12 protein-coding genes are annotated in these 13,001 nt (G+C 40.9%); 6 read left to right on the top strand and 6 right to left on the bottom strand.

Going from position 1 to position 13,001, the window contains the following annotated elements; genetic code table 11:
* The first annotated feature begins 87 nt into the window (after positions 1-87).
* The 4 genes from ACR5KR_RS33960 (at position 88) to ACR5KR_RS33975 (ending at position 5,155) form a co-directional block, all read left to right on the top strand.
* Positions 88-1,239 carry an efflux RND transporter periplasmic adaptor subunit gene (locus tag ACR5KR_RS33960; RefSeq protein ID WP_448269761.1) on the top strand — a complete coding sequence of 384 codons (1,152 nt, stop codon included), beginning with the start codon at positions 88-90 and terminating at the stop codon, positions 1,237-1,239.
* Positions 1,240-1,459: 220 nt separating this feature from the next.
* Positions 1,460-2,620, top strand: coding sequence for an ABC transporter permease DevC (gene devC / locus ACR5KR_RS33965; RefSeq protein ID WP_448269762.1), 1,161 nt, complete (start codon positions 1,460-1,462; stop codon positions 2,618-2,620).
* Positions 2,610-3,803, top strand: coding sequence for an ABC transporter permease DevC (gene devC, locus ACR5KR_RS33970; RefSeq protein ID WP_448269764.1), 1,194 nt, complete (start codon positions 2,610-2,612; stop codon positions 3,801-3,803). The genes devC (ACR5KR_RS33965) and devC (ACR5KR_RS33970) overlap by 11 nt, the downstream gene beginning before the upstream one ends.
* A gap of 32 nt (positions 3,804-3,835) precedes the next feature.
* On the top strand, positions 3,836-5,155 hold the full coding sequence (locus ACR5KR_RS33975; protein WP_448269765.1) for an ATP-binding cassette domain-containing protein: 1,320 nt from the start codon (positions 3,836-3,838) through the stop codon (positions 5,153-5,155).
* Positions 5,156-5,311: 156 nt separating this feature from the next.
* On the opposite strand, the gene ACR5KR_RS33980 is transcribed toward ACR5KR_RS33975, so the two are convergent.
* Entirely contained in the window at positions 5,312-6,043 is a 732-nt protein-coding gene (locus ACR5KR_RS33980) for an ABC transporter ATP-binding protein (RefSeq protein WP_448269767.1), read from the bottom strand.
* 160 nt (positions 6,044-6,203) lie between these two features.
* Between ACR5KR_RS33980 and ACR5KR_RS33985 the strand changes: the two genes are divergently transcribed.
* Both ACR5KR_RS33985 and ACR5KR_RS33990 read left to right on the top strand, forming a co-directional pair.
* On the top strand, positions 6,204-7,055 hold the full coding sequence (locus tag ACR5KR_RS33985; RefSeq protein ID WP_445629557.1) for an Rpn family recombination-promoting nuclease/putative transposase: 852 nt from the start codon (positions 6,204-6,206) through the stop codon (positions 7,053-7,055).
* A gap of 182 nt (positions 7,056-7,237) precedes the next feature.
* Positions 7,238-8,194 carry an Rpn family recombination-promoting nuclease/putative transposase gene (locus tag ACR5KR_RS33990; protein ID WP_448269769.1) on the top strand — a complete coding sequence of 319 codons (957 nt, stop codon included), beginning with the start codon at positions 7,238-7,240 and terminating at the stop codon, positions 8,192-8,194.
* A 7-nt stretch (positions 8,195-8,201) separates the two neighbouring features.
* Here the strand turns inward: ACR5KR_RS33990 and ACR5KR_RS33995 are convergent, their stop codons facing one another.
* The 5 genes from ACR5KR_RS33995 to ACR5KR_RS34015 all read right to left on the bottom strand — a co-directional run bounded on the left by ACR5KR_RS33995 (position 8,202) and on the right by ACR5KR_RS34015 (position 12,955).
* Positions 8,202-8,993 carry an ABC transporter ATP-binding protein gene (locus tag ACR5KR_RS33995; protein ID WP_448269771.1) on the bottom strand — a complete coding sequence of 264 codons (792 nt, stop codon included), beginning with the start codon at positions 8,991-8,993 and terminating at the stop codon, positions 8,202-8,204.
* A 114-nt stretch (positions 8,994-9,107) separates the two neighbouring features.
* Positions 9,108-10,046 carry a branched-chain amino acid ABC transporter permease gene (locus ACR5KR_RS34000; protein ID WP_445629560.1) on the bottom strand — a complete coding sequence of 313 codons (939 nt, stop codon included), beginning with the start codon at positions 10,044-10,046 and terminating at the stop codon, positions 9,108-9,110.
* 60 nt (positions 10,047-10,106) lie between these two features.
* Positions 10,107-10,709 carry a Uma2 family endonuclease gene (locus ACR5KR_RS34005; RefSeq protein WP_445629561.1) on the bottom strand — a complete coding sequence of 201 codons (603 nt, stop codon included), beginning with the start codon at positions 10,707-10,709 and terminating at the stop codon, positions 10,107-10,109.
* A 13-nt stretch (positions 10,710-10,722) separates the two neighbouring features.
* Positions 10,723-11,673 carry a branched-chain amino acid ABC transporter permease gene (locus ACR5KR_RS34010; RefSeq protein WP_448269774.1) on the bottom strand — a complete coding sequence of 317 codons (951 nt, stop codon included), beginning with the start codon at positions 11,671-11,673 and terminating at the stop codon, positions 10,723-10,725.
* A 7-nt stretch (positions 11,674-11,680) separates the two neighbouring features.
* Complete coding sequence (locus ACR5KR_RS34015; protein ID WP_448269776.1) at positions 11,681-12,955, bottom strand: ABC transporter substrate-binding protein; 1,275 nt, start codon at positions 12,953-12,955, stop codon at positions 11,681-11,683.
* Between the last annotated feature and the right edge of the window lie 46 nt (positions 12,956-13,001).

The raw sequence follows: 13,001 nt of genomic DNA on the forward strand, positions 1-13,001 counted from the left end.
GGAGAATATTTCAAAAAATCATCATTGAAGCCTCTTCTTTAAAAAAGAGGTTAATCCAAAATTGTAAATCCAAAATCCAAAATCGACGTGACCCCTACTGTTACTGCTCGCAATCTTAGTATCTTTGCTGGTCTACTTGCCTTAAGTATCGGGGCTGGATACATTTTCCTGTCTAAAGTATCTAGCCAGTCAGCCGCCAACAACGCCTCGTCATCTTCGTTATCGTTGCCCCCTGAAAAAACAAAAGTCTTGGCATTGGGGCGGTTGGAACCAGAAGGGGAAATTACCAAAGTTGCAGTTCCAGTGGGGGCGCAGATCGATAAATTAAAAGTTTCTGAGGGTGATTGGGTTAAAGCCGGACAAGTTTTGGCTTATCTCAAAAGTCACCAAGAAATGCTGGCTAAACGAAATTTGGTTGCTAGCCAGTTAGAGGAGGTGCAAAAACAGATACAAACAGATAGCTCCCTGAATAAAATTGAGATTGGTCAGGCACAAGCACAGATTGGTCAGATTTCTACTCCTCGTTTGCAAGAAATTAGCTCTCAACAGGCTGCTGTTCGCCGATCGCAAGCAGAGTTAGATCAAGCAATTATCATACGCGATCGCTATGCAAAACTTTATGCTGAAGGTGCAGTTCCTAAAGAAGATTATGAGATTAGGAAGTTACTGGTTGTACAAACCCAAGAGAATTTAAGTCAAGCCAGAGCCAAGTTAGATCAATTAACCACGACCCGCACAGAAGATATCAAAGTAGCTCAAGAGAACCTCAAACGCTCAGAGATGAATTTAAAGCGAGTCGCTAGCCATAGTGGGTTGACTTCAGCCATCCAAAATTTAAAACTGGCCCAAGCACAGTTAGAGCAAACTATTATCCGTGCGCCCAAAAACGGCCAAGTCCTGAAGATTTACACCCAGGCTGGAGAAGTGATTTCCGATCGCGGGCTTCTGGCTCTAGGCAACACACGTAATATGTATGTAGTGGCAGAGGTTTTTGAAACAGACGTTAAGTTGATTAAAGTCGGACAGCGAGCAACGATTACCAGTCCGGTTTTTGAAGAAAAAATGACTGGCACTGTCGCCAAAATTGGTCAACTGGTGTTCAAAAACGACATTATTGGGGACGATCCGACAGCAAAATCAGATGTCCGAGTAGTAGAAGTGAAAATCCGCTTAGATCGAAGCGAACTTGCCTCCAATCTAAGTAATCTGCAAGTAGATACCGAGATTGATTTAAATTAATTCGCTAAAGGTTTTTCAAAAGAAAACAGGGAACAGGAGGCTTGGACTTTAAGAAATTTAAAGATGTCTAATACCAATTCTCTAAAATGAGGCAACACATTCAAACCCCTAAACATAGATTCAGTCTAGCTTTCTTAATTACGAATTACGAATTACGTAGCTTGCTTCTCGCCCTTGGCGAGTATTACGAATTGGTATAAATCATCAGGAGTCAGGGAATGTGACTAAACGTCAGCACCGCAAACACTGGAAAGGGCCCCCGTTGGCATGGCGCAACTTAATGCAGAGTAAAGCTCGCTTAAGCGTGGGAGTTTCAGCCATCAGCTTTGCGGTTTCCTTAATATTTATGCAACTTGGACTCTTTGGCGGAGTGATGAAGGGAGCGACGCTCCTCTATGACAGCCTCGATTTTGACATTGTGTTGATTTCATCCAAGTCGCCAGAGTCTACCAATGTTCCACCCTTTCCCCGACGTTATTTGTATCAGGCGGGAGGGATGAATGGCGTTGCTGCTGCTAAACCGCTATACCTGTCATTTGGCTCGTGGCGCAATGTAGAAACGACGCGAATACGAGCGCTTTTGGTTTTGGGGTTTAATTATCGAGATCGTGTGTTGCGCGTGCCAGAAGTTTATCCGTATTTACAAGACCTGCAACGCGAAGATACCTTGCTAATGAATCGCTTTTCACGCTCCGAATTTGGCCCGAGAGAAGTAGGTCTGAAAACTGAACTGAGCAGGCGACAAGTTGAGATTGTGGGGTTGTTTAGCTTAAATAACACTATCCGGGCTGATGGCACTGTGATTGTGAGCGATGGAAATTTTATTCGTCTCAATCCGGGGCGATCGCTAAATGATGTGAGTCTGGGGCTGCTGAAGGTTGAGCCAGGTGTAAACGTTGATGAAGTCGTACAACGCTTACGCCAAATCATGCCGGCAACGATTAAGGTGTTCGATCGCCAGGAAGCCATGGCCAGAGAGCAGGAATTTTGGGTTAAATCTTCTTCGCTCGGTTATATCATTGGTGTTGCCGTTGTCATGGCTTTTTTAGTTGGGACTGTCATTGTCTATCAAGTCCTGAGTTCTGATGTCACTGAACGCTTGCACGAATACGCAACTTTAAAAGCCATTGGATATACTAATCTGCGTTTGTTGACAGTCGTTGTCCAAGAAGCGGTTGTGCTGGCGGCGCTGGGGTTTATTCCCGGTTGTCTTCTGGCTTTGGGTATGTACCATGCCATTTTTATTTCTACAAGACTACCAGTCGCCATGACTGTTAGCCGGATGTTATTAGTATTTGGCTTGACGATTCTGACATGTAGTGCGTCTGGACTTATTGTTGCTCGCAAAGTATTAGTTGCAGATCCCGCTGATGTTTTCTAGGAAAAAGGTTCGAGTTGTCCTTTTTAAGTTTTCCCTTGCTTGGCGCAACCTGCTCCAGCGCCGATCGCAGTTTGTCACAGCATTAGCTGCGATCGCCTTTGCAGTTTTTCTGATGTTTTCCCAACTCGGATTTCAGAATGCAATGTTGAATAGTAACGTTGCGTTTATTCAGGTATTAAATGCTGATTTAATCATGCTCAGTCAGCGACGCTATGTTACCGTTATTGACGAAACCTTTAATCGAACTCGATTATATCAAGCTAGACAATTTGAGGGCGTTGCCGCCGCTTATCCTCTTTATATCACTCTCGGTAGTTGGAGACGTTCTGGAACTGCTGAGGAAAGGTCTATCCGAGTACTGGGATTTAACTTAGACGATCCTGTTTTTCTTTTGCCTGAGATTCAAGCCGCTGAATCCGTTCTCAAAATGCCCAACACTGTATTGACCGATAGCAGGTCTCGCAAAGATTATGGTTCTATGCAACCGGGTGTGACGACTGAGCTTTCTGGTGTAAACATCAAAATAATTGGCACGTTTGAACTGGGTGCTGACTTTGTAACTGATGGTAATTTAATTATCAGCGATCTTAATTTTCTGAGAATCTTTGCAACTAGACCTTCTGGCATTGATTCCAAGCTTCGTTCATCGCTCAACGACGTTGATATTGGTCTCATCAAAGTGACGCCAGGAACGAATAGCGATCGCCTAGAAAAGTTTTTAAATCAAGCTTTACCATCTGATATAGTTGTTTACACCAAACAACATTTTATTGCCAAAGAACTAAATTATTGGATGCAAGCATCTGGCATTGGGGCTATTTTTGGACTAGGAACAATCATCGGTTTTGTGGTTGGTATTGTCGTTGTTTACAACATTATCTATAGTAATGTTGCAGATAATCTACCTCAATATGGCACTTTAAAAGCTATTGGTTATTCTAATTTTTATCTTGTCAGTATTGTTTTTCTGCAATCGATAATTCTTTCATTTTTTGGTTTTTTTCCGGGCTTGTGCTTAAGTTCTATTTTTTATCAATTAATTTCTACGGCTACAGGGCTGCAATTAGAAATGGATTTGAACGTTATCAGCCTCGTGCTATTTTTAACGGTTTTAATGTGTGTTATTTCTGGACTGATTGCCAGCAGAAAACTTAAAAAAATAGATCCTGCCGATATTTATTAATAAAAATTTTGAATAGATGTTGATATAAACTGATGTCTACCGAACCAATTATTGTCATTGAAAACCTCAATCATTATTATGGCAAGGGTCAATTACGCAAACAAATATTATTTGATATTTCCCTGAAAATTTATCCTGGAGAAATTGTGATTATGTCCGGGCCTTCTGGGTCTGGAAAGACAACACTGCTGACTTTAATTGGGGGATTGCGTTCCGTTCAAGAAGGTAGCCTTCAGGTACTAGGACACGAGTTAAGCAAAGCCAGCAATCGGTTGCTAGAAAATGTCCGCAAGCAGATAGGGTTCATTTTCCAAGCTCATAATTTGTTAGGTTCCCTAACCGCAAACCAAAACGTGCAAATGTCTTTGGTGCTGAATGATGCGATCGCAATGGAAGAAGCACAAGAGCGATCGCAAGCAATATTAGAGCAAGTGGGACTGCAAAAGCGGATTCATTCTTATCCACACCAGTTATCGGGCGGACAAAAACAACGAGTAGCGATCGCACGAGCTTTGGTAAATCGACCCCAACTGATTTTGGCTGATGAACCAACAGCAGCACTAGACAAAGCCAGCGGTCGAGATGTGGTGGAACTAATGCAAAAACTGGCAAAGCAGCAAAATTGTACCATTTTGCTAGTAACCCATGACAACCGAATTTTAGATATTGCCGATCGCATCGTTCATCTAGAAGATGGCCGTTTAGCCTCGCCGACAGAGCAAGCAATTCTAGACATTGAGAGTACAACCACCTCATTAGTGAAAGCGAAAAAAGAGGAATTGAGCCGCACGCTCGAAGAATTAACAATCCCTCAGTTTTTGAGTTTGCTTCAGAAGCTCAAAGAAGAATTTGAACAAGTTTTGCAAGCAATGAATATTCTCAGCGAGCAAATGCTAAAAGCAAATATTGAGGAAGTGATTAGGGCGTTAGCCTGGAAAATTGCCCAAATTATGGGTGCGGATCGAGCAACTATCTTTGTGGTCGATCGGGAAAAAAACCAGCTTTGGTCTAAGGTTTCTCGGAGTGAAAATGAAGAAGCGGTAGAAATTTTCCTGCCGATGAATGCTAGTATTAGCGGTTATGTTGCCACAACTGGTGAGAGTGTAAATATAACTGATGTTCAGCAAAATCCTCAGTTCTATAAAGAAATCGATCGAGCAACTGGATATCATACTTGTAATATTCTTTGCTTACCCATGTTCAATACTAAAAACCAAGTGTTTGCAGTGGTTGTGTTGACCAACAAACTAGGAGGAAACCCCTTTGATGCCAATGATGAACGTCTACTTCGCGAACTAACTGCACCACTGGGTGTGATTCTAGAAGGTACTCTCTCGGTGTTACAACAATGAGGAAGGAATTGAAGAAGAATTCAGGTAAGAATTCAAGAGTCAGAATAATAGACCTCTTGCAAAAGTCATTTTTGCAAGAGGCGGGAAAAGGTTTTTTATTGTTCCTTTACCCTTTTCCCCTTACCCTTTTCCCTAGTTTTACAAGAAGTTTAATATTTACCCTAAATAAGCTTTTTTAACCCGCTCATCACTAATCAATTCTGATGCTGCCCCTGTTAAGGTAATAGAACCAGCTTCTAAAACATAACCGCGATCGGCAATTTGCAGCGCCAAATTTGCGTTTTGTTCAACTAACAAAATAGTCACGCCTGTAGCCCGAAGATTTTCAATAATAGAAAAGATTTCCCGGACGATCGCAGGTGCTAAACCCAAGCTAGGCTCGTCTAAAAGTAACAGTTGTGGTTTACTCATGACAGCGCGAGCGATCGCTAACATTTGTTGTTCGCCACCACTGAGGGTTCCTGCTAGTTGATTGCGTCTTTGTGACAAGCGGGGAAATAGCTCAAATTGGCGCTGAATGTCTGCTTTAATCTCGGCTTGATTGGAACGAATATAAGCACCCAAAAGTAAATTATCAAATACAGTTTGCCGCGCTAATACTCTACGTCCTTCAGGACAATGGGCAATACCAAGTTGGACAACTTCGTGAGTTTGGCGACGAGTAATATTATGTCCATTATAGATAATTACGCCACTCTTAGGATTAACTACTTTAGATATAGCGCGAAGTGTAGTAGTTTTTCCAGCACCATTAGCACCAATTAAAGTAACTACCTCACCTTTTTTAATAATTAAATTAATCTTTTTTAAAGCTTGGATGCCGCCATAATTAACATCAAGTTCTTGAACTTCTAAAATTGTATAGTCTGGTTTACTATCGGCTTTCATCGGCGGTTTACATCCAGAAATGTTGATTCAAAATCTAAGATACATCAATCATACATTTCTTAAAACAGTGGGTAGACATTGCTTCAACTTCAAACTAACGCCATAATACCGTAATCTTTATGATGTACCATTAATTACTGATAAAGATATCAAGCGTCCAGTGGCAAAAGTAGCAGATATTGGTAGCAAAGGACTAATTAATTTAGCTCCCGATGCATGGGTAAAGTGGGTAACACAGCGTCCGGAAGTGGTGGCGAGAGAAATTCTCGGCTCTGAGTTTCACTGGATTAGCCGCGAAACAGATGTGTTAGTGAAAGCATACAGTGCCACTCACGGAGATTTTCTCGTACTCAATGAACTACAACTACGGTACACAACACAGATGCCTCTACGGATGAGAGCTTATGCTGCCTTAGCACAAGAACGCTATCGATTGCCAACTTACCCAGTACTAATCAACATTTTACCGCCTTCATCCAGCTTAACTATTGTCAGTAGTTACGAGCAGGAATTTTTGGGATTACGTGCTATCCAAGATTATCGCACGATCAATTTGTGGGAAATCGATGCTGAAATAGTCTTTGAGCAACCATTACCATCGTTGTTACCCTTTGTGCCAATCTTGCGAGGAGGGGGAGAGGTATCAGTTGTGCAACGCGCATTACAGGCGCTACGAGCAGATGAACAGTTGAACCAATTAGAATCATTGCTGGCATTTTTTGCTAGCTTTGTGTTAGACACGCCTTTAGTGCAACAAATCATGAGGTGGGATATGGCAGTATTGCGAGAATCGCCTTGGTATCAGGAAATTGAGCAAAGAGGTATTCAGCTAGGTCTTCAGCAGGGTGTACAACGGCAGTTAATCCGAGTATTGCGACGACGTTTTGATGAAATTCCTCATGAAGTGGAAGCAAGGCTTGAAGGCGAGAGTGTGGAAAGATTAGAAAGCTTAATGGATAGCGCGATCGCAGTGAATTCTTTAGACGAATTCGTGCAAATTTTGTTTACCTGAATTTGTAGGTGCGATCGCCTTTAGTGCAACAAATCATGAGGTGGAATATTACAGGTGCGATCGCACTAACCGATCGCCAGTAGCAACATTGCTGAGGGATAAGTTAGATAAAGTTTTACCTGATAAATATGTCACACTTCAAGTTATGATAAATCTCACTTTCTGAGTGCATCTACACCCCGATGGCAAAATCTGCTGATGTCAGCACCAAAAAATTAATTAGCCTTGCACCTGACAATTGGGTAAGATGGGTGACGCAGATTTCTGATATCGTTGCCGGGGAAATTCTAACTAGCGAATTTCAGTGGATTAGCCGGGAAAGTGATGTTTTAATCCGTGTCAACAGTCCCCAACACGGAGAATTTCTGCTTCTTAATGAATTGCAATTACGCTATCAATCCAAAATGCCACGTCGGATGCGTGCATACGCTGCACTTGCGGAAGAAAAATATAACTTGCCAACATACCCCGTTCTCATTAACATTCTTAAAACTGGCAACAACGAAATACCCACAAGCTTTACATCAAATATTGCTGGATTACGGGCAATACAAGATTATCGAGTAATTAACCTGTGGGAAGTTGATGTCAATATTGCTTTTCAACAACCCTTACCATCCTTACTGCCGTTTGTACCCATTCTCAAAGGTGGTGAAAATGAATCTACTATTAGAGAAGCATTGCAAATTCTTCGTGCTAATGAACAACTAAACCAACTGGAAACGGTCTTAGCTTTTTTTGCTACATTTGTTTTAGAAACTGGACTCGTTCAAGAAATCATGAGGTGGGATATGGTTGTGTTACGTGAGTCGCCTTGGTATCAAGAAATTTTACGTGAAGGAGAAGCACGCGGAGAAGCACGCGGAGAAGCACGCGGAGAAGCACGCGGAGAAGCACGCGGAGAAGCACGCGGAGAAGCACGCGGAGAAGCACGCGGAGAAGCACGCGGAGAGCTGCGAGGAATACTTTCTAGTATTGAAATTAATTTGGAGTTAAAATTTGGCAACAACGGGTTACAGTTAATGCCACAAATCACGGAAGTTAATGATATAGAGCGTTTGAAGATAATTTTACGGAACGTTGTAACAGCAAATAATATTGAGGAATTACAACAGGTTTTGTCATTGTCAGATAGATAATCAGATATTATTCATTGCCCAAATAAGCTTCAATTACAGCCGGATCGTTTCTGACTACAGATGGTTCACCCAAGGCAATTAATTGACCAAAATCTAGCACAGCAATGCGATCGCACAAACCCATAACCAATGGTACATGGTGTTCAATCAAAACGATCGTCAAATTGAAGTCATTGCGCAGGCTACGGATAAATTCACTCAATTGCTGCTTTTCATTGGGGTTCATTCCCGCCGCCGGTTCATCAAGAAGTAAAATTTGCGGTTGTAATGCTAAAGCACGGGCAATTTCTAGCCGACGCTGATCGCCGTAGGCAAAGTTTTTGGCTTTTTCGTCAGCGCGATCGCTTAATCCTACCAAATTTAATAAATCGAAAGCTTTTTGCTTAGTCTTCAATTCTTCACGAGGCGCTGGTGGTAATCCCAAAACACCCGTAATCATATTACTTTTGGTATGTAAATGTCGGGCAATTATCACATTTTCTAATGCCGATAATTCTCCGAACAAGCGGATATTTTGGAAGGTACGCGCGATACCTAAAGCCGCAATTTGATGAGGACGCAGTTGAGAAACTTCTGCACCTTGATAAATTAATTTACCGCTAGAAGGTGGTATGAAGGCAGTAATTAAATTAAACAGTGTTGTTTTCCCAGCACCATTAGGGCCAATCAGTCCAAAAATTTCATGTTTTTTGACACTAAAAGATACATTATTTACAGCCACTAAACCACCAAAGCGGCGAGTTAATGCTCTTGCTTCTAAAACAATACTGTTATTGGTTCCTGAAATACTATGTGACATTTTTGCATACTATTATGAATATAAAACTTACGCAATAACTCTCTAAAACTCTTATTCCTTTGCGTGCTTATCTTCTCTACGAGAGGCTGCGCCAACGAGACGCTTCGCGTTCGCCTAGCGTTCCGGAGGAAAGGCGGTTCGTTTTTTTCTTTGAAAAACATCTGGAGTAATTAGCCCTTGAGGGAAAAATATTGTACCTATTACTATTAAAAAGCCAAAAATAATTAATCTACCATCTCGCAAAAACTGTGCTAACCAATTAGGTAAACCACCAGTATCAGCGAGGCTTCGCAGAATCTCTGGTAAAGCTGTAAATACCATACCTCCAACTACAGGGCCTAAAAAAGTTCTCGAACCACCAATTAAAACAAAAGTTAAATATATAATGCTGGCATCAAAAGTACCTTGACGAGCATTCCAGGTATTGAGGAAGTGAGCGCTAATTGCACCTACAACCCCTGCAAGCATAGCCCCTAATGTAAACGCCAAAACTTTGTAATAAGTGGGAGCAATTCCCATTGCACCCGCAGCTAATTCATCTTCGCGGATAGCGATAAAAGCCCTGCCGACGCGGATGCGTTCTAAACGATAAAGTAGCACCATACTAATTAATAGTAATGGCAGAGCAATCCATAAATATTCAAGTTGTGTTTGGAAAGGTTGAGGAATACCAAAAATTCCGACAGCACCACCTGTAATATCTAGATTCAAGGAGATGACACGTAGAACTTCCACAAAAGCGATAGTTGCGATCGCTAAATAAATTCCTCGCAAGCGTAACGCCGGAATTCCCACCATTACACCCAATAATCCAGAAATTACACCCGCAATCAACATCTCTAATAACAATAATGGAATGGGAAATAAACTACTGCTAGATGTAAAAACTTTTGTGGATAAAATTGCGGCAATATATCCACCTAAAGCATAAAATCCGGGACTAGCTAAAGACAATTGTCCTGTCATTAGCGGTAAGTAAAGCGATAATCCTAGTAATGCCCCTAATACCATAGAGACAATTAAAGATGCGTAAGTAGCGAAAAAATCAGCCATTTTTTTAATATTTTTATATAATTTATAGAAGTTCAATCAAACTATTGGTTTGATCAACTGTTAAGCTGTTAATATTTGCTTTGCTGTCAGCGCCAATTTAGGAAAAGTTCGTGACACAATTCGTTCTGAACGTCTAAAATGTGTGCATTGGTATTTTCCCTCAGCATCTAAGAGAAAAACAAACACAGCCGGAACTTTTGGATTTCCCAAATACTCTCTTAGCCCAATTGCCAAATAATCTACAATCCAATATTCTGTAATACCTAAGCGTTGATATTCATCTAATTTATCAATGTAGTCATCTTCCCAATTAGTTGATGTCACCTCTACAGCTAATTGGATGGGTTCTTCAAGTGCAGCATAAGCAGAACGATTTGAGCGCCATTTATCTTTATCTATGACACTTACATCAGGCTTGCGCCCTTGCTCTATGCCATTAACAGTTATAGTTTTAAATACTGCTGTGTTCTTAACTACATAATTCAGATTTAGTCGCCTAATTTCATCATTGAAAGCAACCAATATAAAGTCAGCGACATCATTATGGTTTCTGGTTGCACGCACTTCTATAATTTCTCCATTCACAAGTTCATATAATCCCTCCTCTGGACACTGTTCTAAAAATTGGTCAAAAGTTAATTTTTGTTTAGTATATGTTTTCATAGCGCTACTCTCTTTAAACTTTCTGAATAAACCGCCGCCCTAACAAACCTTGAGGTCTAACTAATAGCATGATAAACAAAATTGCAAAGGCTACTGCATCTTTATATCCAGAATAATCAACAGGGACAAATGCCTCAACTAATCCAATTAACAAACCTCCTACCACCGCACCAGGAATACTACCTAAACCACCTAAAACAATTACTGCTAAACCGCGCAAACCAAAAGCAATGCCGAAATATGGCCCTGCAATACTAACACTAGAAGCAACTAAAGTTCCTGCTAATCCTGCTAAAAAACTGCTGATGAAGAATGTTAGGATGATAAAGCGATCGCTATTAATTCCTAACAAACTAGCTGTAGTTGGATCTTCTGCGATCGCCTGCATTGCCTTACCATATTTAGTTCGATTGATAAAATAGGTAAGAATTACCACGATTGCTACTGACACAGTAAAAATTACCACCTGAACACTGCGAATCGGAATTGGGTTTTCTGGACTACCAAAGTTAATCGCAGGTGGCAAATTACCATAAGTATTTGCGGGGTATGTATAACTTTCCGCACCTACTAAATATTGAATTAAATTCACAATTACCACTGCTACCCCCAAGCTGGAAACAACAGTTAGTAAAGGATCGGAGCCTTGACGACGCAAAGGTTGAAAAGCAACGCGTTCCATCACTACCCCTACCAATCCTGCCAAGGTGCTTCCTAAAATCAAGGATATAGCAAATGGTAATTTTATCGGCAAGGCTGCATTAGCCAGCAAACCATTAAATCCAAAGTTCCCACCCATAAGTGCATAAGTGAAATACGCACCCAAGGTAAAAATCGCGCCATGAGCTAAATTAATAATGCCCAAAATCGAATAAACCAAGGTATATCCCAAGGCAAAAATTGCATAGACGCTGCCAATGGATAACCCATTTAATAATTGCTGCAAAAAGATATTAATATTCATTTAGCAACTATTTTAGAAATGTAAATTTACCTTGACTTCCATCTTTTTCCATTTTGATTTGGGCAACATAGAAATCTTTTTGCACAACTTCACCTGTGGGAGTAAAACCAATTTCACCCAATGGTGTATTGTATGTTCCTGCAAGTATTTGTTTGTTTAGCTGCGTCCGTAATTCTGGTAGCTGTAGTTTGTTGACTTTGCTCTTTTTATCTAAAGATTGGAGTGCTTCAACATAAACTTGCACTGCTGCAAAAGCTTGGGCGCTAAATTGGGGTGGTTCTTTTTTATATTCTTCAATATAAGCTTTACGAAATGCCGCGTTAATTTCACCTGGATGTTCTGGACTGTAGGCTTGAGCAATCAATACCCCATCACAAAGTGCTTTACAAACTGGCAATAAATTCGATGTATTTAGACCATTTCCACCGACAATTAAACCTTTATAACCCAGTTCCCGCAATTGCCTAACTAAATTACCACCATCAGCAGCCAAGCCAGAAATAATTACCAAATCTGGTTTGAGATTAATCGCATTGGTTGCTTGACTTTGAAAATCTGTGTCACTAGTTTGGAATTTTTGCACTGTTACCAATTCTAGCCCTTGATCCTTAACTGTTTGCTGAAAAATTTCCGCTTCTGACTTGCTAAATGCATCATTTTGGGCGTAGAAAACTGCGACTCTTTTCAGTTGGGGATTTTGCTTAAGTGCCGCTTTCACTGAATTAGGTGCAACAATGGAAACTGGTGCAGAAACACGAGCAATGTAATCACCAATTTCGGGAATATTTTTAGCAGTATTTGATGGGCCAATAATTGGTACTTTTGCTCGTTCGCCAATGGGATCGGCACTAAAGGCTTGCTGTGACAAAGTTGGGCCGACAATTCCTATAACTTTATCTTTATTAATTAGAGTTTGAAAAGCGTTAATTGCTCCTGCTTCATCACCGCTAGTATCTTGAAAAACTAATTTAATTGGTGTACCATTAACACCACCTTTACTATTAAAATACTTCTGGGCAAGTTTGGCTCCAGCGACTTGCTCTTGACCAAGTAATGCCACATTGCTAGTTTGGGCAACACCAATACCAATAGGAATAGCACTTGATAATGTATCCGTTGTTGCTGGGGTATTGGTTGCAGTATTATTAGGGGTACTATTTGGAATACTATTTGGACTATTAGTGGGAGAATTTGTCACTGTGCTAGTGCCACCACCACAGCCTGTTAGTAGCAAAGCGCAAGTTGAAAATAATGCTGTTGCCCGAGCGATCGCGTTGTTCATCGTTGGATAATCATCTAGTTATGAGATATTCGGCAAAAGCTAATAG

The organism is Nostoc sp. DSM 114159, assembly GCF_053470285.1.